Source organism: Streptomyces roseifaciens, assembly GCF_001445655.1.
GTDB classification, from domain to species: Bacteria; Actinomycetota; Actinomycetes; order Streptomycetales; family Streptomycetaceae; genus Streptomyces; species Streptomyces aureoversilis.
In genome coordinates this window covers 1,863,815-1,884,973 of sequence record NZ_LNBE01000003.1, presented here as the reverse complement: position 1 = coordinate 1,884,973, position 21,159 = coordinate 1,863,815, and the positions used below count along the sequence as shown (strand labels likewise).

Sequence of the window (21,159 nt, the reverse complement as noted above, 5' to 3'; positions counted from 1 at the left end):
TCAGCGAGGTTCACGTACGCGCCGCAGCTCACATCAGCCCCTTGTGTCCAGGAGGACCGATGCACGAGTCAGCCCCGCAGAACCCCAGGCACCTTGATCACGTCGATCACCCCGATCACGTCGATCACCTTGAGAGCCCCAGTCCCCACACCTCCGTCGAGGGCCGGGAGCAGACCCCCGATGTCAGCCGCCGCCTCGTCCTGAAGTCCGCGGGCGCGGCGGGCGCCGGTGCGGGCCTGGGCCTCGGGCTGGCCCAGGCGACAGCCTCCCCCGCCGCAGCAGCAGCGGCGCCGCGGCGCCAGGGCGAGACCATGATCGGAGTGCCGTTCGAGCGGCGCAGCACGGTGCGGGTCGGGATCGTCGGGCTGGGGAACCGCGGCAGCGCGATGACGGAGCTGTTCCTGGCGGTGCCCGGGGTGCGCGTGGTGGCGCTGTGCGACACGGTGCGGGCGAAGGCGGAGAAGGTCGCGGCCAAGGTCAGGTCGGCCGGCCAGCCGGCGCCTGCGCTCTACACCAAGGGCGAGGACGACTTCCGGCAGCTGTGCGGGCGCGGCGACGTCGACTTCGTGTACGTGGCCACGCCGTGGGAGTGGCACTTCCCGATGGCCGAGGCGGCCCTGACCGCGGGCAAGCACGTCGGGGTGGAGTGTCCGGCCGCCATGGAACTCGATCAGCTGTGGCGCCTGGTGGACCTGTCCGAGCGCACGCGGCGGCACTGCATGCAGCTGGAGAACTGCTGCTACGGCAGGAACGAGATGCGCGTGCTGCGCATGGCTCACGCGGGGAAGTTCGGCGAGCTGCTGCACGGGGCGGGGGCCTACATCCACGACCTGCGGGAGCTGATGTTCTCGCCGACGTACTACGAGGGGCCGTGGCGGCGGCGGTGGCACACCCGGCTGCGAGGGGACGTCTACCCCACTCACGGCTTCGCGCCGGTCGCCAACTACATGGACGTCAACCGCGGGGACCGGGCCGTGCGGATCACGACGTTCGGCTCCCCCGCCGCAGGCCTGGCCGCCTACCGCGCGCAGCACATGCCGCCCGGCGATGCGAGCTGGAAGGAGACGTACGTCGGCAGCGACATGTCGGTCAGCCTCGTGCAGACGGCGCGGGGGCGTGTGATCCGCCTGGAGCACGCGGTCAGCAACCCCCACCCCTACAGCCGCGTGAACGCGCTGGGCGGCACGAAGGGGGCGTTCGAGGACTACCCGCCGCGGATCTATCTGGAGCCGGAGATGTCCGGGGACGAGTGGGGCGACTTCGGGGCGTACGCGGAGTGGGACCACTGGCTGTGGAAGGAGCACGCGAACCCGCCGGGCGGGCACGGCGGCATGGACTACATCATGATCTTCCGGCTCATGCAGTGCATGCAGCAGGGGCTGGTGCCCGATTTCGACGTCTACGACGCGGCGACGTGGAGCGCGCCGGTTCCGCTGAGCCACGCCTCCATCAAGGCGAAGGGCGCGCCGCAGGAGATCCCGGACTTCACGCGGGGGCAGTGGCGCGCCGGGCGGCCGGGGGTGGACTCGGCGAAGCCGTAGCGGGCGGGCGGGCAGCGGACGGCAGGCATGCGAAGAGGCGCCCGCCCCGGTCTCCCGGGTCGGGCGCCTCTCGTCGTTCTCAGCCGGTCAGGACCGGCGGGGCTTCACCCGGTCAGGACTGACCGGCCTCCGCACGGGCGAGCTCGTTCTCGCGCTGGGTCTTTGCGACCCGGCCGCGCACGAGGAACCAGCCGGCGACCAGCATCGCCGCGATGATCGGCAGGCACAGCACCGTGGTGCGGCCGGCGCCGGGCTCGGACGCCATGATGCCGAGCACGCCGGCCAGGAAGATCAGGGTGACGATCTGGGTGTACGGCGCCCAGGGGAGCTTGTAGCCGGGGCGGGTGACCCGGCCCTCCTTGGAGCGGCGGTAGAAGAGCAGGGAGCAGACCATGATCATGCCCCAGGTGCCGATGATGCCGATCGCGGCGAAGTTCAGCACGATCTCGAAGGCGTCCGCCGGGACGACGAAGTTCAGACCGACACCGAGGACACAGAAGAACGCGGTGAGCAGGATGCCGCCGTAGGGCACCTGGCCCTTGTTCATCAGGCCGGTGAACTTCGGCGCGGAGCCCGACATCGCCATCGAGCGCAGGATGCGGCCGGTGGAGTACAGGCCGGAGTTCAGGCTGGAGAGGGCGGCGGTGAGGACCACGAGGTTCATCACGCCGGCCGCGTACGGCACGCCGATCTTCGACAGGACGGTGACGAACGGGCTCTCGCCGGCGACGTACTCGGTGAAGGGGAGCAGCAGCGCGAGCAGCACGACCGAGCCCACGTAGAACAGGCCGACACGCCACATGATCGAGTTGATCGCCTTCGGCATGATCTTCTCGGGGTTCTTGGTCTCACCCGCGGCCACACCGCACAGCTCGACGGAGGCGTAGGCGAAGACGACGCCCTGGATGACGAGCAGCATCGGCATGACACCGGTCGGGAAGATGCCGCCGTGGTCGGTGATGTTCGCCAGGCCCGGGGTCGAGTCGCCGACGCTGTGCTGGCTGGCCAGCAGGAAGATGCCGACGACCATGAAGAGGGTGATCGCGGCGACCTTGATGATCGCGAACCAGAACTCCATCTCGCCGAAGTACTTCACCGAGATCAGGTTCACGGTGAGCACGACCGCGAGGGCGATCAGCGCGAGGACCCACTGGGGGATGTCGCTGAACATTCCCCAGTAGTGCGTGTAGGTGGCCACGGCGGTGATGTCCGCGATGCCGGTGGTGGCCCAGTTCAGGAAGTAGAGCCAGCCGGCGGTGAAGGCGCCCTTCTCGCCCATGAACTCACGGGCGTAGGAGACGAAGGCTCCGGAGGAGGGGCGGTAGAGCACGAGCTCGCCGAGCGCACGCACGACGAAGAAGGCGAAGAGGCCGCACACCGCGTAGGCGATGAAGAGGGACGGACCGGCACTGTGGAGACGGCCACCGGCACCGAGGAAGAGTCCGGTGCCGATCGCTCCACCAATGGCGATCATGTTGACGTGGCGGGACTTGAGGTCCTTGCTGTACCCGGCATCGCCGGCGTCCACGTGCGTGGAGGCCGTCGGCGCCGCCGTGGCGGCGGGCTGGGGTTCGGCCGCAGTGAGGGTGCGGTCACTCATGTGGTTCTTCGCCTTCGCTGGAGGGGGCAGGACCGGGACGCGGTGGTGCTCGGAGGGGGAGCGACCCGGTTACCCGGAGGGCCGGCTGGCGACGCCGGTCTTCTCCGAGGGGTGAAGCGATGCCCGCCGGCCTGTGGCCGGGGTGCCTCCGGCTGCCTGTGGGCAGCCCCAGGAGGGGTCTGCCGGGAGGGCAGGCCGGTAGGCGCGGGCGTGGGGGTGCGTGGCCCGGGGAGGACGGTGCTTCCGTCATCGCCCTGGGCGCTGCAGGTGGCGCGGGGAGGTCAGCCCTTTAAGGGCCGCCGCCGGCCGGGTGTCGTCGTGCGACGGGCCGGCCTGCCGTGGGGCGTGTGCGCCCCGTGGCACGGCATGGCGCCGGGGCGCTGCTGCGCCTCGGTGCTCGGCCGGCTGTCGGTGGACTCCATGCCGTGAATGGTGTGAGGCGTGTAAGGGCGCCGTCAAGAGTTCACAGGGAATTGATATTTCCGCCGGTAAGCGCTCGGTCTGCGCTGGTCAGAGTGCGCAGGACGGGCATTTTCCAGACATACAAAGGGATTCGCGCAGCACGAATGGCACGGCGGTACATGACCGTTTTCGCGCCATACCCCTGACCGATGTGATCAAGGCCACACGTCCGTGATCTTGCATTACTTGCCCCAGGCAAAACGTGCTGGTTACACGGAGCAGGGGCGGACGTCCGGCCCGGACGGAAGCGGGAGGAATGCGGAGGGAGCCGACACGGGGACGGCCGGGCAGCCGGACGGGTGGACCTGGGAGCGCGCGGGCGCGCGGGACGCGGCGGCGGCACGGCAGCGACTTACATTGGCCGCCACAGAAGCTCGAACGGCGGAGGTGTCCACCCATGCAGGTCGCCGGCTGGCACGTAGAAATCGAATTCGACGAGGACGAATCCCACACCCGGGCCGCCGCCCTCCTCCGGCTGCGCGACGGCACGGAGCTCCGCGCGCGCACCTCCTCCACTCGCGACCCGCAGGACCCGAACGAGCCCCGCATCGGCGAGGAGATCGCCGGCGCCCGTGCGCTCCGCGACCTCGCCGAACAGCTCGAACTCAAGGGGCGCGCCGAGGCCAGGAACCTCACCAAGCAGTAGCCCCGGCGGCGCCCGGCGAGGAGCCCCGGGAGCGAGGGGCGACCCGTGAGATCCGGCCGATCCACCGGCATATGCGAGCGGGCGACGCCGGGGCCGGAAGGGCTGGTTCAGCTGCGGAGCGGCCTCCGGCAGGGGCTGACGGCCAGAGGTCCCGGGGCGCGTGTGGTCGGCGTGAATGCATCGCCGGCCACACGCCTTTACCTTGCATATATTGCCGCATGACTATCTCTTGACCTAATCTCCCGATGTCACCTGACGGCACATCAACAGCAGCCGTAGGCACAGGGATCCACAGCAAAAAGGCCCTGGGGGCGCGCCATGCGACGGCGTGCCCCCAGGGCCTCCGGTCAGCGCACGCTCCCCGTTGCCGCTGCGGGCTTCCGTCAAAGACAGCGGCCGCAACGGGTCCGACACACGCCAACCCAGTCCTCGGAGGGTACCGTGAACCACCCCGCCCGGCTACGCGACGCCATCGCCTCGGACGGCACCACCCCGCTCATCGGCATCTTCGACATGTTCTCCGCCTCCGTGGCGGCCCAGCACTACGACGGCATGTTCGTCTCCGGATTCGGATTCGCCGCCTCCCACTACGGGCTCCCCGACATTGGCTTCATAGCCTGGCCCGACATCGTCGCCTTCGTGCAGCGGCTGCGCCTCGCCTTCCCCGCCCAGCACCTGCTCGTCGACATCGACGACGGTTACGTCGACCCCGAGACCGCCTGCCACGCCGTCCAGCAGCTCGAGGCCGTCGGCGCCTCGGGCGTGATCCTCGAGGACCAGCAGCGTCCGCGGCGCTGCGGTCACGTCGACGGCAAGCAGATCCTTCCCCTGCAGGAGTACCTGGACAAGCTCGACATGGTCCTCGACTCCCGCCGCGACCTCGTCGTCGTCGCCCGTACCGACGCCACGGAGGAGGACGAGATCCTGCGCCGCGCGAAGGCCCTGGCCGCCACCGACGCGGACGTCCTGCTCGTCGACGGCGTCCGCAGCGTCGACTGGATCCGCAAGGTCCGGGACGTCATCGGGGACAAGCCGCTGCTGTTCAACCAGATCGCCGGCGGCAAGTCGCCCCGGCTCTCGCTGCCGGAGCTGACCGGGCTCGGCGTCGACGTGGCGATCTACAGCACCCCCTGCCTCTTCGCCGCGCAGTCGGCCATGGACCAGGCGCTGACGGAGCTCAGGACACGGGACGGACGGCTGCCCGAGCACACCGCTTCCAGCATCGGCGTCGCCGAGTGCCTGACGCTGCTGGAGAAGAACATCAGCCGCCACCACGACCGGTCCCTGATCACTGCGGCGACCGCCCGCTGAGCCGTCCCCGACCGGCCCGGGGCCGGGTCCTTCCCCTCGGCCCGGCCCCGGGCTCCGCCCTGCGACCGCCTCCGCCCCGCCGCCCGCCACCGCCCGCCGCCGCCGCCCACCCGGTGAACCGGTAGGGGCCTCCGGTGAACCGGCGGGGGGCGCGGCGGCGTCTGAAGAACTGCCCCTGCTCCCGGCCGGGGCCGCGCACCGCCCTGCCGGCGGTACGTTCGATGCTGCGGACACAGCAGGCGATGGGCAGGGGACGACAGACCGTGAGCCGGACCGGAACCACAGACAGCGCGGCGGCGGGTCCTTCGGGGATACGCCGGGGGGCCGTTCCCGCCCCCGTATCCCCGTCTGCGCCCGCATCCCCGCCCGCGCCCGTCGCCGGGCTGCGCCCGGAGGGCGTGGTCGACCTGCGGGCCCCGGGCAGCCGGGCTCCGGCGGTGCTGTCGTACCCGGCGGGGTCGGTCGTCGTGGTGTCGGGGCTGCCCGGCAGCGGCAAGAGCACCCTGCTGCGGCGCTGGTCGCCCGCGGCTCCCGCCGTCGATCCGCGCACCGCCCACGAGAGGTGGGAGGCGCGCATGCCCGACCGGTTGCCGTACGCGCTCTACCGCCCCTGCGCCCGCCTGGAGCACTTCTTCCGGATCCGTGCAGCGGTACGCAGCGGGCGGCCGGTTCTGGTGCACGACTGCGGAAGCCGCCCCTGGATGCGGCGCTGGCTGGCCCGTGAAGCCGGGCTCCGCGGCCACCAGCTGCACCTGGTGCTGCTGGACGTGGGGACGGCGCAGGCGCTGGAAGGGCAGCGGGCGCGGGGTCGCTGGGTCCGCGAGCGCGTCTTCACCCGGCACGATCGAGGTCTCCGCAAGCTGCTCCGCGCCCTGGACGCCGCACCCGGACGCGGCGAGGGCAACGGAGCGGTGCCGGCGGACGTCGCGGAGGCCGCGTCCCTGGTGCTCCTGGGCGCCGGCACCCGCGAGCACGTCTCCGCGCTGGAATTCCGGGACTCCCGGGTCTCCCGGGAGCTTCGGACCGACCGCTCCGTGACTCAGTAGCGCAGGACCGCGGCGAGGCGGTCCTCCCCGGCGAGCGTGTCGTCCGGGAGGAACTCGACGTCCGCGCCGCTGTCGAGCGCGCTCTCCACGATCTCGTCCACGGCGTCCTCGTGGAGGGAGGGATCCGCACTGAGGGGTTCGACAGGGGCCTCCACCAGCTGGGGGTGCCCGCCGTTGCCGTCCGTGCGGACGGCCGCCTGGTAGTGGTCCTCGACCGCGAGGAGGGCCACCCGGCCCTGCCGCACGGTCTGCCAGATCTCGTCGAGACCCGAGGTGAAGCGGCGTGCCCCGCGCGCGTCGCTCAGCCGCTGCAGCACGTCGTCCCGGCGGGCCTGGCGGCGTTCCGCGAAGGCCGGGCGGAGCAGTTCCAGGAGGTCGTGGCCCCTCTTGCCGGGGGCGCCGCCGCTCTCGACCTCGGCGGTGATCACCCGGTTGGGGAGGGCTTCCCTGAAGTGCGAGGTGAGCTCGCGCAGGCCCACCACGTACAGCGGGCGGGGGTGCTGTTCGAGGACGCGGGTGAGAGCGGCGGCGACCGTGCGCAGGTACTGCCGCTCGCGCTCGACGTGGCCCTCCTCGCGGACGGGCATGTCGAAGTGCCGGCCCGGCATGGCGTCCTGGTGATCGGGCAGGGCGGGTTGCACGGGGAAGCCGTTCGCGTCGGCCTCGGCGAGGGCGTCGCCGGCGCCGTCCCACAGCCGCGCCTCGCCCTTGGAGAGGGCGAGGGCCCAGTAGGGCTCCTCCACGCGGACGGCGGCCACGAGGTTGCGGGTGAGGAACGTCTTGGCGATCACCACGCGCTGGGGCACCGCGCGCGGCACGTACCAGACGTGGTGCTCGCCGGGGGCCACGAGGACGAGCAGCCCGTCGCTCGCGTGCGTCAGATCCACTTCGGCGACGGCGGCGTCCAGGTGCGACTCGACGTCCATCCGGGCGGCGCGGGAGACCCCCGCGTCCTCGGCCAGCCGGCGCTTGGCCTCCGCGACGGTGTTCCGCAGCCGGACGGGATCCTCGGGGCTGAAGGGGTCGCGCCGGGTCGTCGGCACGAGCAGCGACACCGCCGGGTAGGGACGCGGTCCCCGCAGATCACGGAGGATCTCGTCGGTCAGGTCGCCGATGTCCATGGGTGTTCTCCTACCGCCTGCAGCCTCCGGGACCATTACAGATCAGCAGAAATGCCGTATCCCAGCCACTCCAGCGCCACCAAACGAACCACTTCCGGCGGGCGGCGTAAGACTTTCGTCATCAGTTTTCGGGAGCGCCGGACCGGCTGGAAACCGTCGTAAGGAGTGAGTGGACACGCCGGCTTTTCGGAGGCAGAGATGGGACGTGTACGACGGGTGCTGCGCAAGCCGGCCGTCATCGGGGTACTGATCGCGGGGGCTCTCGCGCTGGCCGTGGGCCTGGTGTGGTTCCAGCCGTGGAAACTGTGGGTGGACGAGACCGTGCGGGAGTCCGTCCCGGCGGTCACCGGCGCCGGGCGGCCGGACGGCACCGGTGGTGTGCGGACGCTGGCCACCGGTGAGCTGATCAGCCACGAGCACCGCACCAGCGGGACGGTGCGCATCCTCCAGCTGCCCGACGGGACGCGCACCCTGCGCCTGGAGAACCTCGACACCAGCAACGGCCCCGAGCTGAAGGTCCTGATCAGCGACGCCCCCGTGAAGCCCGGGCGCGAGGGCTGGCACGTCTTCGACGACGGCGCGCATGTCAGCCTGGGCTCGCTCAAGGGGAACAAGGGCGACCAGAACTACGCCCTGCCCGCGGGCGTGGACCTCAACCGCTACACCAGCGTCAGCATCTGGTGCGACCGCTTCGACGTCTCGTTCGGGGCGACCGCCCTCACCCGCGCCTGACCGTCAGGCTGGGGGCACCCGGTCCGGCGCGCGCCGTACGCGCCGGGTCGGGCCTTCCGGTGCGGACTAGTGCTCCGGGCTCTCCGTGGCCGCCAGGGCGACCAGGGCCTGCAGCCCGCCGGAGGCGAGGGCGCGGCGCTGGCGGTCGGCCGGGGCGCCGCGGTCGAGGAAGAGCCGCAGCAGGCGGTTGACCTCGCGCGTGTCCCCGGCCTCGTCCAGGGCGGGGGTGATGTGTGCGAGGAGGTCGCCGACCGCCTCGCCGGGGCCGCGGCGCCGGCCGTGGGCGTCGATCAGGCCTCGGTGCAGCCCGTACCGGGCGGCATGCCAGTTGGCCGCGTGGAGCATCTCCGGCGGGCACGGTGCGAGCGGCACGCCCTCCCGATCCTCGCGCAGGGCCGTGGCCACCAGAGCACGCACGATCCCGGCGAAGAGGACCGCGTCCTCGACGGTGAGCTGTACGTCCAGGGCCCGCACTTCGAGGGTGGGGTAGCGCTCGGAGACCCGCGCCTGCCAGTAGAGCTGCCCCGTGTCCAGGATCGCTCCGGCTCTGAGCAGGGCGCCGACGCGGCGGTCGTAGTCGCCGGGCCCCTCGAACTGCGGCGGCGGGCCGCTGACCGGCCAGCGGCCGAAGACCACCGTCCGCCAGCTGGCGAACCCGGTGTCCCTCCCCCGCCACAGCGGGGAGTTCGCCCCCATGGCCACCAGTACCGGCAGCCAGGGCCGCAGCCGGTTCAGCGCACCCACCGCCCGGGCGCGGTCCGGCACCCCCACGTGCACGTGCATGCCGTTGACGAGCTGCTCGTCGACCAGACGCGCCCCCTGCGCCTGGAGCGCCTGGTAACGCTCCCCCTCGGTGACCGCGACCGGCGCACCCCCGGCCAGCGGCGCGGTTCCGCAGGCCACGGGCCGGCAGCCCGCCTTCTGCGCGGCGGCGCCGATCGCACGGCGCAGCCGCAGCAGGTGCCCGCCGACCTCGGCCAGGCCGGTACAGACCGGAGTGGCAGCCTCCAACTGGGCCTGCAGCAGTTCGGTCTGGACCTCCCGCGCCTCGGTCATCGCCTCCATGCCGGACGCCGCACGCACTGCGTCCGCCAGCGGCACCGGCAGCGCCGTGACGGGGTCCAGGAGCAGGTACTCCTCCTCCACCCCCATCGTGATCATGCGTCCATCCGCCCTCTCGTCCGCACGGCCGCGCCGGAACCCCGGATCCCGGTGCGGGAGGGGCCCGGCTGCTGCAGGTGTGCCCGGTGGCCGCGGCCGGTAACAGCGGCTGCTCCAGATGCGCGACGGGCCCGGGCCGGCCGGTCCGGACAGGCCGACGGCCCCGTTCCGGCCAATACTGAGCCTTGCGGGAGATACCTGCGGCACGGAGCAGAGGGAGACGCCGGTGCGGGAGATAGCCACCGTGATCGACATCGCCGCCACACCCGAGCGGGTCTGGCAGGTCCTGACGGACCTGCCGCGCTACGAGGAGTGGAATCCCTTCATCCGGCATGCCTCGGGAACGGCCGCCCCCGGCCGGCGGCTGAAGCTGAGGGTGTTCCCCACCGGCAGACGGCCGATGACCTTCCGCCCGACGGTCAAGGCCGCAGCCCCCGCCGAGGAGCTGCGCTGGCTCGGCCGGACCGTGCTGCCCGGCCTGTTCAGCGGCGAACACCGCTTCGTCCTCACGGACCTGGACGGGGGCGGCACCCGCGTCGTGCAGAGCGAGAAGTTCACCGGCCTGCTGGTGCCCTTCCTGCGCCGGAGCATCACCGCCACCGTCACGGACTTCGAGGCCCTCAACAAAGCATTGAAGAAACGGGCGGAGACGGCGCATGGCCCCCGGGACGAGGCCCTCCCCCGGCCTTGACGCCGGTCACCCCCGGCGCCGCTTCCACAGGACGGCGGTCGACAGGGTGAAGAGCAGCAGGTTCCCCACGCTGAGCGCCGCGCCCTGCACCGCGGTTCCCGCAGCCCCCGGCAGTGCCTTGGTCAGGAGCATGCCGACGGGGATGAAGACCAGGGGGTTCGCCACGCACATCCACCGGGGGAAGGCCGTCCCCCCGCGCAGGATGCAGGCGGCCATCCATACGGACCCGGCCACCCAGCACACCAGGAGCACCACGTAGGGGATGAACAGCACCGTGGCGATGTCGCCCGGCAGCGCGATCAGGGCCTCGGAACGGGCGCCGGACTCGTGGACAGCCTTGGCGGCCTGCCCCCAGTAGTAGAAGGAGCCGTGGGCGAACGGGGCCAGTGCGAAGCCGGCGGTCAGCAGCAGATACGGCGGCAGGGACCACCGGCGCGGGGCGGGACTCAGGCCGTACCGCAGGTGCCGGCACGCCACCAGATAGAGCGGACCGGTGAGGACGCCGAGCAGCGCTCCCCAGGCCAGCCGCGTCGTGGAGGCGGGCAGCATGGCCGCCAGCGAGTCACGGGCCGTGCCGTCGTACGAGGCCAGCAGGGGGTACTGGCCGGCGGTCCCCATGGGTTTGCCCAGCAGGAGAATGTCCCCGGCGAGCCAGGCGATCGAGGCCAGCACCCCCGAGAGCCCGGCGATGCGTATCCATCCGCTGCCTGCTCCGTCACCTGCGAGCGGTGACGGTGCGACGGACGGCGACTCGGCCACGTTGCTCGACGTCATGGGACGACCTCCCCGGTCAACTTAGGTGAGGCTAACCTATCTTGATCGCATCCGGAGGCCCAGGCCTTGCCGGCCGACCCCTGCCGGCCAGTCACTGCTGACCGGCCGTCAGGCCGTGCGCGGCAGCAGACAGTCCTCGAAGAAGGCCAGGGCGCGCAGGTGATACGAACGAGCGGCCCAGCCGAGGCTGATGTTGTGTCCGGCGGCCGGCTGACGGTCGAAGAGCACCTGCGCGCCGGCCGGGAAGGCCGTACGCATCGAGTCGATCGTCTCCTCGTCATGACGCCACCAGCCCTCGTGCTCGGCGAAGGTGAAGCGCACGGGAACACGGACCCGGGCGGCCAGTCCGGGGAACTCCTCGCCCCAGCGCAGGGCTTCGGCCGCTTCGCGCAGCGGCATCGGCGTCACCAGGGGCTTGACCGCGCGGAAGGCGCCCGGCGGGTAGAGGTCGAGGCGTCCCCAGTGCCGGCTCCAGGTCCTGCGGCTGTGGAAGGCCTGCGGGTCCTGGACGTCGACGGCGTAGCGGTGGCTGATCCCGGAGATGTCCGCTCCCAGGAATGCCGCGCCGCGGTCGTCGGCCAGAGCGTGCAGGGCCAGTTTGCCGCCGTAGGAGTGCGCGAGGAGGAACATGCCCGCGCCGGTGTCGTGGCGGCGCGCGTACTGGGCGAGCGCGGCGTGCAGCAGACCCGACTGCTCGGCCAGCGTGGCGCCCGTGGGGAAGCGCTCGGCGGACAGGCCGTAACCGGGGCGGTCGACCGCCACGACCGTGAAGCCGAGGCTCGCCCCCAGCGTGAGCAGCGACTGCCCGGGGTGAACACGGGCGTCGAAGTAGCCGGCCCGCATGCCGCCGCCGTGGACGGCGAAGACGGTGGCGCGCGGTGGAATCCACGGAGGCGGAGTGGCGATCAGGGCCGACAGTGCGACGCCCTCGGCATCCAGCACGGCGTCCCGGACGCGGACGTCGGGGACCACGGGGTACAGCTCCTGCTGCTCACCCGATTCCGCCGGACCGGCCGGTCCGGGGCCGGCCGGATCGGGGAAGGCCGGATCGGGGAAGGCGGCGGCGACGGTGGCGGGTCCGGTTGTCTCGGTGCTCATGGGGTCTCCAGAACCGGTGGTCGGTGTGGCGGTCCGGGGCCCGGTGCGGCGGCCCGCAGGGGCCGCCGTGTCCGGGGCGGGGCGGGGCGAGCTGCGGAAGTTCAGTCCTTGATTTCGCAGATGACGGCGCCGGAGGAGACGGAGGCGCCGACCTCGGCGGTGATGCCCTTGACCGTGCCCGCGCGGTGCGCGTTCAGGGGCTGCTCCATCTTCATCGCCTCCAGGACCACGATGAGGTCGCCCTCGGCGACCTGCTGGCCGTCTTCGACGGCGACCTTGACGATGGTGCCCTGCATCGGGGAGGCGAGGGCGTCGCCGGAGACCGCGAAGCCGGACTTCTTGGCGGCGCGGCGCTTGGGCTTGGCCCCGCCGGGCGCAGTGGTGCGGGCGATGGCCATGCCGAGGGAGGAGGGGAGGGAGACTTCCAGGCGCTTGCCGCCGACCTCGACGACGACGGTCTCGCGGCCGGCTTCCTCGCCCTCTTCCTCGGCCGCCGCTCCGGCGAACGGCTCGATGGTGTTGACGAACTCGGTCTCGATCCACCGCGTGTGGACCCGGAAGGGGTCGGCGGTGAAGGCGGGGTCGGTCACCACGGCCTGGTGGAAGGGGATGGCCGTGGCCATGCCTTCCACCTTGAACTCGTTCAGTGCCCGCGCCGCCCGCTGCAGGGCCTGCTCACGCGTGGCACCGGTGACGATCAGCTTCGCCAGCAGCGAGTCCCACGCCGGGCCGATCACACTGCCCGACTCCACACCCGCATCCAGGCGCACACCCGGACCGGTCGGCGCATCGAAGCGGGTCACCGTGCCCGGAGCGGGCAGGAAGTTGCGGCCCGGGTCCTCACCGTTGATGCGGAACTCGAACGAGTGACCACGCAGCGGCGGGTCGTCGTAGCCGAGCTCCTCGCCGTCGGCGATGCGGAACATCTCGCGGACCAGGTCGATGCCGGTGACCTCTTCGGTGACCGGGTGCTCGACCTGCAGACGGGTGTTGACCTCCAGGAAGGAGATCGTGCCGTCCTGGCCGACGAGGAACTCGCACGTGCCCGCGCCCTCGTAACCGGCCTCGCGCAGGATCGCCTTCGAGGCACGGTAGAGCTCGGCGTTCTGCTCCGCCGACAGGAACGGCGCCGGAGCCTCCTCCACCAGCTTCTGGTGGCGGCGCTGCAGCGAGCAGTCACGCGTGGAGACGACCACCACGTTGCCGTGCTTGTCGGCCAGGCACTGCGTCTCGACGTGACGGGGCCGGTCCAGGTAGCGCTCGACGAAGCACTCCCCCCGCCCGAACGCCGCGACCGCCTCGCGGACGGCGGAGTCGTAGAGCTCGGGGACCTCCTCCAGCGTGCGGGCGACCTTCAGACCACGCCCGCCACCACCGAAAGCGGCCTTGATCGCGATCGGCAGGCCGTGTTCCTGCGCGAACGCCACGACCTCCTCCGCCCCCGCAACCGGGTCGGCGGTACCGGCCACCAGCGGCGCACCCGCACGCTGGGCGATGTGACGGGCCGCCACCTTGTCACCCAGATCCCGGATCGCCTGCGGCGGCGGACCGATCCACGTCAGACCCGCATCCAGCACGGCCTGCGCGAACTCGGCGTTCTCGGAAAGGAAGCCGTACCCGGGGTGAACGGCATCCGCCCCCGACTCGGCCGCCGCGGCAAGCACCTTGGCCACATCGAGGTAGCTCGTCGCCGGGGTGTCACCGCCCAGCGCATACGCCTCATCAGCAGCGCGGACATGCAGCGCGTCCCGGTCCGGATCCGCGTAGACCGCCACACTGGCAATCCCGGCATCCCGGCACGCGCGAGCTACGCGGACAGCGATTTCGCCACGGTTGGCGATGAGCACCTTGCGCACGATGAATGTCCTCTTTCAAAGACGATCGGAAGTCATCGGATGTCGGCAGACCCAATCAGAGAGCGGTCGAGGGGTGATCGACGAGTCGACGGCGAGGGAGGGGGCGTGTGCGGGCTCAGGCGCGCCCGAAGCGGAAGCCGACGCCGCGGATGGTGATGATCCAGCCTGCGGACCCGAGCTTGCCCCGCAGGCTGCTGACGTGGGTGTCGATCGTCCGGCCGGGGCGGGACCAGTAGTCGTCCCACACCTGGGTCATGAGCTGCTCGCGGGAGACGACCTTCTCGGGGCGGGACGCCAGCAGGTGGAGCAGGTCGAATTCCTTGCGGGTGACGTCGATCCGGCGTCCCCCCAGGCGCACTTCGCGCAGGTCGGGGTCGATGGTCAGCGCTCCGCTGGTGATGACCCCCGCCGAGGTGCGCGCTGCGGGGCGCGCACGGCGCATGACGGCTTCGATACGGGCCATCAGCTCGCGGAAGCCGTAGGGCTCGACGACGTAGTCGTCGGCGCCGGCCTGCAGACCGAGGACCCGGTCGAGCTCGCCGGCCAGGGCGGTCACGGCGATGATGGGGACCTCGCTGGCGGCTCTCAGGGCCCGGCAGACTTCCAGGCCGTCCAGATCGGGCAGTTCCGGATCCAGCAGGACCAGGTCCGCCGAACGGTACTCGGCGAGGGCGGCCTCCCCGGTGGCGACGGAGAAGGTCTCGCAGCCGTGGCGCTGCAGTCTCCGGGAAAGCGTCTCGGCGGACTGGGTGTCGCTGTCGACGACGAGGATCCGCAGGGTCTCGCCCGGCCGCGTCAGGGCCGGGGCCCGGTCTGCAGGGTGCCCGGCCCTCGGCCCGGGCACACGACGCCGGGACGCTTCCCCGGCGTGCGCATCGACAAGGGTGCTGACCTGCTGATCCATCGCTGCTCCTGCACGTTCGCGCGGCGACGATGCCGCGAACAACCGTTCACCGCGACATTACAAACCGGGCTGTCGGTTTGTCAAAGAACTAATCGGGTGCTACGTCGCCTCTCGCATCAAAAGCCGCATTTCGGTCACGAGCGAACGGCGCAGGCTGAAAGGTTGAGGCAACTTGCCCTTCAGTAAGAGGATTTACCGGCATCCACGAGAAGGCGACCCCCTTACGTCACTCCCCCGGTCGGCACGGTGTGCAACCCGAGAGGTACGGCCTGTACGGACCCCTGGACGCCAGATACCTCACCTAACGCCTATACCGGGCAGTGGCAGTAGAAATAAAACCAGTTAGTTGGTTTCATGTGGCCCATGACGTGCCCCATGACGTTGTCCCCCAGGAGTTGCCGGTGACGAAGCAAGAACGGGCCATGAACACCCGGCACGCATTGATCCGCTCCGCAGCCCAGGCCTTCGACCAGTTCGGCTACACCCGCGCCAAGCTCGCCGGCATCAGCGCCGGCGCCGGGGTGAGCTCGGGCGCCCTGCACTTCCACTTCGACACCAAGGCGGCCATGGCCGCGGCCGTGGAGTCCGAAGCCGCCCGGACCCTGCACGCCCTGGCCCGGCACGCCCACCGCAAGAGCCCCTCCCCCCTGCAGGCGCTCGTCGACTCGTCGCACGTCATCGCCCAGCAGCTGCGGTGGGACGTCGTGGTGCGCGCGGGTTTCCACCTCAACTGCCGTACCGCGCACCACTCCGAGACGAATCTGCGCCAGGAGTGGCTCGAGTGCGTCCGCCGCACGCTGGAACGGTCCGCGACCCACGGGCAGACACCGCCGCAGGCCGTGCGGGAGGAGCTGACCGCCGCGGTCGTGGGGGCGACCGCCGGATTCGAGGCCCTGGCACGTCACGACCGCAGCTGGCTCTCACGCCAGACCCTCACCGGCCTCTGGCACACTCTGCTGCCGCAGCTGGCAACGCCCAAGGCACTGACCCAACTGCAGCCCGCCGGCACGGAATCCGTCATCAACGCGACCGGCACCACCGCCGACCGGCCCGCCGGGGCCGAGGCGCTCCGCGGCTGAGCTCCCGCAGCGCCACGTCGGACGGAGAACGGCAGCCGCGCCCCCGCAACCGACCACCAGGCCCGCAATGCACATTGCGGGCCTTTGTCGTTCCCTTGAAAGCATGGAGAAACCAACCGTGCGGTTTCTCCTTCGGCTGCGCCCGGCCGCCTTCCCGGTGGACCATTCACCCAGGTCACGGGATGAGTATGGGATTCCCGTCGAGCCTTGACAAACAGGATGGCCGGTTTGTTAGCGTCCCTGACGTCGGATCACCCGAGGCCCCGCCCGTCACGAGCAGCGGCTCCGGGACAGCTTTCCGATGCCGTGCCGGGAGGAACGAGGGGGGCTCGTGTCCATCGGCACCGGGCGCCCGCGCCGGCATCGGCCACAAACACAGGGGGAAGCGTGGACGTCGTCATCCGTGGCAGCGCGGAGAGCCTGTCCTCCATGCGGCAGCGGTCCTGCACAGCCCGCCGCCGGCACATCTCCTGCCCGCCCGGCCTCACCGCCGGGGGAACGCCTCGGTCGTCACGACGCGGCGGACGCCGCTTCCTGCTCGCGCTGGGCCCGGTGCGCGTCCCAGACCCGCGTCCCGCGGTCGGGGGCCGTGTCCAGCGCCCGCAGTGCACCCGGCACCGCGATGCCCGGCAGGATCGTGTCGTAGAGCAGCGCGACCCGCTCCTCCAGGGAGTCGCCCCCGTCCAGCGCCGTCGAGAGGACCTCGACGCCCGTCCAGGCGCTCACGAACAGCACGGCGATCCGGTCCGTGTCGACATGGGGCAGCAGCTCCCCCTGCTCCTTCGCCGCGGCCAGCTGCCCCGCGATGAAGGAGATCCACCCCGGCCAGGACGTGCCGAACAGGTCCCGCGCCTTGCGGTCGGCCGACAGCCGGATCGCGGCGCTCAGCAGGGGCTCCCTGGGCAGCCGGTGCGCCAGCACCATGCCGACGTCCACCCACTCCTGCAGGCGCGACTCCTGGGGCATGACGCCTTCGGTCGTCAACGCCTCGCTCAGGACGCCGCGCGCCAGCTCCTCCTTGGAGGCGAAGTGGAAGTACAGCGCACCCTTGGTCACGCCCGCGCGCCCGAGGATCTCCGCGATCGTCGCCGACTCGTATCCGTATTCGTCGAAGACCTCGCCCGCCGCCTCGAGAATGAGACGGCGCGTGTGAATCGCCCGCGCCTGCTTCGCCATTGATTACCTCCCAATCACCGACAGCCAACCGCTACAAGACCGCTCACCCGGCAGGATCGCCGGGCGCAGCCGGACGGGACCGGGCAGGGCCCGCGGACAACGGCCTGAGCAAGCACGACGACACCGGCGCACCGGCGGAACCTGCGGTCCGCCCCCGGTGCGGCGAATCCGGGGTCTTCCTCACCCGGCCCGCCGGGCGGCCGGCTCCATACCCTGCCACCCACCCATAAAGCAAACCGGATAGTACGTATCTTATCACCGAGCCGGCTAACCACCGGGACGCACGAATCCACTTCGAGGAGAGACGTGTCTCAGATCCTGCTCAGCCCCGCTCCCCGTGCCGACCAGAGCACCCAGCAGCACGCCGACCGGTCCGTCCCGTGCCGGAACGTCCGGCTGCAGGCCGATCGGATCGATGCGTCCGGCCGGCTCCGCGCCTCAGCCGCAGACCTTAGCGCCGAGGACTCGCGGGCCGGTAACGGTGCCGGCGACACCGCCGACGGCTCCGGGGCCGGCGGCAGCGGCCGCGTCGCCAAGGAGCTGGTGCACCTGAGCTTCGACGACGCCGTGTACCTGACCGGCTGCGAGCAGCAGGACGCCACCCATTACACCGTCTCCGCGGTCTGGCCCGCCCACACGGCCCACCGCATACCCGGCCACGGCACCCACTACGAGACCCTCACCGTCGCCCAGACCATTCGCCAGGCCGGTCTCTTCCTCGCCCACACCGCCTACGCGGCCCCGCTGGACCACGCCACTCTCCTGCGCACCTTCTCCTACACCCTCAACCCCGACGCCGCCGTCGACACCCACCGGGCGACGCCGCTGCACGTCAACATCACGGCCACCCCCACGACGCGCAACAAGCGCACCACCGCCCTCCACCTCCACATGACCGTCACCGCCGCCGGGTCCGGCGACGCCGGCGACGAGGCCTCCGAGACCGTTCTCGCCACGGGCGAGACCGACTTCGAGTGGATTCCCCCCATGGTCTACCGCCGCCTCCGGGGTGCGTACCACCGGCCGCCCACGACCCTGCCGCCCGTCACGCCGCCGCTCCCGCCCGTGCAGGTCGGCCGCACCACGCCCGACGAGGTCGTGCTCAGCCCCACGGCGCAGCCCCGCACCTGGCAGCTGCGCCACACCTTCGACAACACCGTCCTCTACGACCACGCCGTCGACCACGTCCCCGGACTCGTGCTCATCGAGGCCGCCAACCAGGGCGCGTACACCGTCACCGCACCCGTCACCGAGGCCGTCACCGCAGGCACGGACGCGGCCACGGACGTGGATCCGTGCGCCTGCGCCCCGGACGCCGCGGGCACCGGCTACCGGCCCCAGCCCACCGCCACGCACACCACGTTCCACCGGTACGCGGAGTTCGACGCCCCCATCACCCTCACGACCGAGACCCGTACTACCTCGCACACCGTCACCCACACGACCGTCGGGCTCCAGAACGACCAGCCCGTCTTCACCACCACGCACACCGCTCCCGCGCCCGTCGCCTGACGAGGTGGGGGCAAGCGACGCAAGGCGGGGCAAGACGCACCACAGCGGAACACGGGCGGAGCCCGGCAGCCGGATCAGGCCGCCGGGCTCCGCCCGTGTCACACCGCCGCGCAGCGTCACACCATCGTGAATCCGCCGTCCACGGGCAGCACCGCTCCCGTCACGAACGACGCCCGGTCGCTGCACAGCCAGGCCGCGGCCTCCGCGATCTCGGCCGGCTCGGCCGTGCGCGCCTGCGGCGTCAAGCGGTGGAGCTCGGGCTCGATGTGCGGGTTGCGCTCGAACCAGCCGGCGATGATCTCGCTCCGCGTCGTCCCCGGCGCGACCGTGTTCACCCGGATGCCGTGCGGCGCGTACTCGGCCGCCGCCGCCTTCGTCAGGCCGATCACCGCGTGCTTCGACGCGATGTACGGTGCGGCGGCGGGTATCGCCAGCATTCCGGCGACGCTGCTGTTGTTGACGACGGATCCGCCCGATCCGGCCTCCACCATGGCCGCGAGTTCGTGCCGCATCACGTTCCAGACGCCCCGGACGTTCGTATCCATGATCGCGTCATAGGCGTCGTCCTTCATCAGGTGCATCGGCTCCTGGTCCCACCCGATTCCCGCGTTGTTGAACGCGGCGTCGAGGCGCCCGTGCCGCTCCACCGCGAACTCCACCGCCCGCCGCGCGTCGTCCTCGTCGCGTATGTCGCCCACGACGAACGCGGCGTCACCCCCGCCCCCGCGGATCTCCTCGCACAGCGCCGCCAGGCGCTCCTCCCGGCGTGCCGTCAGCACCACCGCGGCGCCCTCGCGCGCGAACACCTTCGCTGCGGCAGCGCCGATGCCGCTGCTCGCCCCCGTCACCAGAACGCACTTACCGGCAAGAAAACCCTGATGTTCAGTCATGGCGGGAATCCTGCCATCCTGCTGCACAGGCCCGGTCGGCCCCTCCCGCCACCCGAGTGGCGCATCGGATGGCTCGCAGGCGGGCGGGAAGGGGAAGGAACCCCGATGTGCCCGGGCTTCGTGACCCCCTGACGATGCTGGTGAGGCGCGGCAGGGAACCCGCGGTCGTGCAGACGGTCCGGTCCACCGCAGCCGCGGTGATCGCCTATGTCGTGGCGCTGTGGCTGAGCAACGAGCCCGCCCCGCTGACCGCGCCGCTCACCGCACTGCTGGTCGTCCAGGTCACCCTGTACGCCACGCTCACCACAGGCGTCCGCCGGGTCAATTCCGTGGTGGCCGGCGTCCTGATCGCGATCGGCTTCAGCGTGCTGGTCGGGCTGTCGTGGTGGAGCCTCGGGCTGATCATCCTGGCCTCCCTCGTCATCGGGCGGTTCGTGAAGGCGGGCGAGTTCGTCCCCGAGGTCGCGATCAGCGCGATGCTCGTCCTCGGGGTGACGCGGGTCGCGGAAACGGCGTGGGACCGCGTGCTGGAGACCTTGATCGGCGCGGTGGTCGGGCTGCTGTTCAACGTCCTGCTCGTCCCCCCGGTGTGGGTGCAGCCGGCCGGGGAGGCCATCGAGGACCTCGCCCGCCGGATGCGCCTCCTCCTGCAGGACATCGGTGAGGAGATCACCGGCCACACCCCCGTGGAGGAGGCCGCGGCCCGGCTGCACGCGGCCCGCCGCCTCGACCACGACATCGTCCAGGTGGACGCCTCGCTGCGGCAGGCCGAGGACAGTCTCCGCCTCAATCCGCGCGTCAAGGAGGGGCTCCTCTACCGGGTCGTGCTGCGCACCGGGCTGGACGCGCTCGAGATCACCGCGGTGGTGCTGCGCGTGACCTGCCGTACCCTCACCGACCTCGCGACCCACCGCAGGGAGGAGTCGCTCTTCCCCGAAGAGACCGCCGCCGCGCTCCGGGAGGTCTTCACGAACATGGCCCTGGCGGTCGAGCACTTCGCCGTCGTCATCACGACGCACGTCACCACCAGCGCCGAACACGCCGAGGACAACCTCACGCGCGAACTCGACGCCGCCCGCAGGACCCGTGACCGCGCCGCGGACCTCCTCCTCCGCCAGGTGCAGCTGCATCCCCGGCAGTGGCAGCTGCACGGAGCGCTGCTGGCGGAGATCGACCGCATCCTCGACGAGCTCGACGTGGAGAAGCGCACCGAGCGGCTGACGCAGGAACTCGACCGCCACTCCCGGGAACAGCGCGAGCGCTACCCGCGTCTCCACCGCATCGCCCAGCGGCTCCGCAAGAGTCGCTACGGCCGTCGCAGCACGCTCAAGTAGCCCCCGGGCCTTCCTTTTCGCGGGCGGCATTCCCCGGTTTCCCCGGTTTCCCCGGCAACGTTCCGCAACCCTGGCGTGACGCGGCGCGGCGATCTACGATCGCAGGCGGCTTGGGCATATGTGCGAGGGGGGCTCGTGGTGCTGCCATTGACCGCCTTGAAGCATGCCGTGCGGGGCTGCCCGCCCACCACCACCGGCTCCGGGGGGCCACGATGACCCGGCGCG

The 21,159-nt window shown here is 71.5% G+C and carries 18 protein-coding genes; 9 read left to right on the top strand and 9 right to left on the bottom strand.

The window, feature by feature from the left end; translation table 11 throughout:
* The first annotated feature begins 59 nt into the window (after positions 1-59).
* Entirely contained in the window at positions 60-1,541 is a 1,482-nt protein-coding gene (locus AS857_RS13900; RefSeq protein WP_079110310.1) for a Gfo/Idh/MocA family protein, read from the top strand.
* Between the two features lie 112 nt (positions 1,542-1,653).
* On the opposite strand, the gene AS857_RS13895 is transcribed toward AS857_RS13900, so the two are convergent.
* Positions 1,654-3,141: an amino acid permease gene (locus AS857_RS13895; protein ID WP_058043408.1), complete on the bottom strand. Its 1,488-nt coding sequence runs from the start codon at positions 3,139-3,141 to the stop codon at positions 1,654-1,656.
* 859 nt (positions 3,142-4,000) lie between these two features.
* Here AS857_RS13895 and AS857_RS13890 point away from each other — a divergent pair.
* The 3 genes from AS857_RS13890 (at position 4,001) to AS857_RS41900 (ending at position 6,606) form a co-directional block, all read left to right on the top strand.
* Positions 4,001-4,249: a DUF1876 domain-containing protein gene (locus tag AS857_RS13890; protein WP_058043407.1), complete on the top strand. Its 249-nt coding sequence runs from the start codon at positions 4,001-4,003 to the stop codon at positions 4,247-4,249.
* Between the two features lie 441 nt (positions 4,250-4,690).
* Positions 4,691-5,560 (top strand): isocitrate lyase/PEP mutase family protein, encoded by an 870-nt coding sequence (locus tag AS857_RS13885; protein WP_058043406.1) that lies wholly within the window; start codon positions 4,691-4,693, stop codon positions 5,558-5,560.
* Between the two features lie 263 nt (positions 5,561-5,823).
* Entirely contained in the window at positions 5,824-6,606 is a 783-nt protein-coding gene (locus AS857_RS41900; protein ID WP_275477358.1) for an AAA family ATPase, read from the top strand.
* On the opposite strand, the gene AS857_RS41895 is transcribed toward AS857_RS41900, so the two are convergent.
* Positions 6,600-7,727 carry a baeRF3 domain-containing protein gene (locus tag AS857_RS41895; RefSeq protein ID WP_058043405.1) on the bottom strand — a complete coding sequence of 376 codons (1,128 nt, stop codon included), beginning with the start codon at positions 7,725-7,727 and terminating at the stop codon, positions 6,600-6,602. The two genes, AS857_RS41900 and AS857_RS41895, sit on opposite strands and share 7 nt — an antisense overlap.
* A gap of 198 nt (positions 7,728-7,925) precedes the next feature.
* Here AS857_RS41895 and AS857_RS13870 point away from each other — a divergent pair, with 198 nt between their 5' ends.
* Positions 7,926-8,459, top strand: coding sequence for a DM13 domain-containing protein (locus tag AS857_RS13870; RefSeq protein ID WP_058043404.1), 534 nt, complete (start codon positions 7,926-7,928; stop codon positions 8,457-8,459).
* Between the two features lie 66 nt (positions 8,460-8,525).
* Here AS857_RS13870 and AS857_RS13865 read toward each other — a convergent pair whose 3' ends face one another.
* Positions 8,526-9,620 carry a carboxylate-amine ligase gene (locus AS857_RS13865; RefSeq protein ID WP_058043403.1) on the bottom strand — a complete coding sequence of 365 codons (1,095 nt, stop codon included), beginning with the start codon at positions 9,618-9,620 and terminating at the stop codon, positions 8,526-8,528.
* A gap of 226 nt (positions 9,621-9,846) precedes the next feature.
* Here AS857_RS13865 and AS857_RS13860 point away from each other — a divergent pair, with 226 nt between their 5' ends.
* Positions 9,847-10,311, top strand: a complete 465-nt coding sequence (locus tag AS857_RS13860; RefSeq protein WP_058043402.1) for an SRPBCC domain-containing protein — start codon at positions 9,847-9,849, stop codon at positions 10,309-10,311.
* A 6-nt stretch (positions 10,312-10,317) separates the two neighbouring features.
* On the opposite strand, the gene AS857_RS13855 is transcribed toward AS857_RS13860, so the two are convergent.
* The 4 genes from AS857_RS13855 to AS857_RS13840 form a co-directional block, all read right to left on the bottom strand.
* Positions 10,318-11,085: a DUF6796 family protein gene (locus AS857_RS13855; protein ID WP_058043401.1), complete on the bottom strand. Its 768-nt coding sequence runs from the start codon at positions 11,083-11,085 to the stop codon at positions 10,318-10,320.
* A gap of 108 nt (positions 11,086-11,193) precedes the next feature.
* Positions 11,194-12,183 carry an alpha/beta hydrolase gene (locus AS857_RS13850; protein WP_079110307.1) on the bottom strand — a complete coding sequence of 330 codons (990 nt, stop codon included), beginning with the start codon at positions 12,181-12,183 and terminating at the stop codon, positions 11,194-11,196.
* 101 nt (positions 12,184-12,284) lie between these two features.
* Entirely contained in the window at positions 12,285-14,039 is a 1,755-nt protein-coding gene (locus AS857_RS13845) for an acetyl/propionyl/methylcrotonyl-CoA carboxylase subunit alpha (RefSeq protein ID WP_058043400.1), read from the bottom strand.
* A 115-nt stretch (positions 14,040-14,154) separates the two neighbouring features.
* Positions 14,155-14,943, bottom strand: a complete 789-nt coding sequence (locus AS857_RS13840; protein ID WP_058043399.1) for a response regulator transcription factor — start codon at positions 14,941-14,943, stop codon at positions 14,155-14,157.
* Positions 14,944-15,344: 401 nt separating this feature from the next.
* Here AS857_RS13840 and AS857_RS13835 point away from each other — a divergent pair, with 401 nt between their 5' ends.
* Positions 15,345-16,022, top strand: a complete 678-nt coding sequence (locus tag AS857_RS13835) for a ScbR family autoregulator-binding transcription factor (RefSeq protein ID WP_079110306.1) — start codon at positions 15,345-15,347, stop codon at positions 16,020-16,022.
* A 510-nt stretch (positions 16,023-16,532) separates the two neighbouring features.
* Here the strand turns inward: AS857_RS13835 and AS857_RS13830 are convergent.
* Complete coding sequence (locus AS857_RS13830) at positions 16,533-17,198, bottom strand: ScbR family autoregulator-binding transcription factor (protein ID WP_058043398.1); 666 nt, start codon at positions 17,196-17,198, stop codon at positions 16,533-16,535.
* 306 nt (positions 17,199-17,504) lie between these two features.
* Here AS857_RS13830 and AS857_RS13825 point away from each other — a divergent pair, with 306 nt between their 5' ends.
* A complete protein-coding gene (locus AS857_RS13825) occupies positions 17,505-18,710 on the top strand; it encodes a ScbA/BarX family gamma-butyrolactone biosynthesis protein (RefSeq protein ID WP_058043397.1) in 1,206 nt (401 codons plus the stop codon).
* A gap of 116 nt (positions 18,711-18,826) precedes the next feature.
* Here the strand turns inward: AS857_RS13825 and AS857_RS13820 are convergent, their stop codons facing one another.
* A complete protein-coding gene (locus AS857_RS13820) occupies positions 18,827-19,600 on the bottom strand; it encodes an SDR family NAD(P)-dependent oxidoreductase (protein WP_058043396.1) in 774 nt (257 codons plus the stop codon).
* 107 nt (positions 19,601-19,707) lie between these two features.
* Between AS857_RS13820 and AS857_RS13815 the strand changes: the two genes are divergently transcribed.
* The gene (locus AS857_RS13815) at positions 19,708-20,934 is read left to right on the top strand and encodes an FUSC family protein (RefSeq protein ID WP_058043395.1); all 1,227 of its coding nucleotides are present in this window, start codon (positions 19,708-19,710) and stop codon (positions 20,932-20,934) included.
* The last annotated feature ends 225 nt before the right edge of the window (positions 20,935-21,159 follow it).

Excerpts from the sequence above, each read along its gene's own strand:
- AS857_RS13855 (WP_058043401.1), bottom strand. The coding sequence starts at position 11,085 with ATGACGTCGAGCAACGTGGCCGAGTCGCCGTCCGTCGCACCGTCACCG.
- AS857_RS41895 (WP_058043405.1), bottom strand. The coding sequence starts at position 7,727 with ATGGACATCGGCGACCTGACCGACGAGATCCTCCGTGATCTGCGGGGA.
- AS857_RS13890 (WP_058043407.1), top strand. The coding sequence starts at position 4,001 with ATGCAGGTCGCCGGCTGGCACGTAGAAATCGAATTCGACGAGGACGAA.
- AS857_RS13895 (WP_058043408.1), bottom strand. The coding sequence starts at position 3,141 with ATGAGTGACCGCACCCTCACTGCGGCCGAACCCCAGCCCGCCGCCACG.
- AS857_RS13820 (WP_058043396.1), bottom strand. The coding sequence starts at position 19,600 with ATGACTGAACATCAGGGTTTTCTTGCCGGTAAGTGCGTTCTGGTGACG.
- AS857_RS13865 (WP_058043403.1), bottom strand. The coding sequence starts at position 9,620 with ATGATCACGATGGGGGTGGAGGAGGAGTACCTGCTCCTGGACCCCGTC.
- AS857_RS13900 (WP_079110310.1), top strand. The coding sequence starts at position 60 with ATGCACGAGTCAGCCCCGCAGAACCCCAGGCACCTTGATCACGTCGAT.
- AS857_RS13830 (WP_058043398.1), bottom strand. The coding sequence starts at position 17,198 with ATGGCGAAGCAGGCGCGGGCGATTCACACGCGCCGTCTCATTCTCGAG.
- AS857_RS13840 (WP_058043399.1), bottom strand. The coding sequence starts at position 14,943 with ATGGATCAGCAGGTCAGCACCCTTGTCGATGCGCACGCCGGGGAAGCG.
- AS857_RS13850 (WP_079110307.1), bottom strand. The coding sequence starts at position 12,183 with ATGAGCACCGAGACAACCGGACCCGCCACCGTCGCCGCCGCCTTCCCC.
- AS857_RS13870 (WP_058043404.1), top strand. The coding sequence starts at position 7,926 with ATGGGACGTGTACGACGGGTGCTGCGCAAGCCGGCCGTCATCGGGGTA.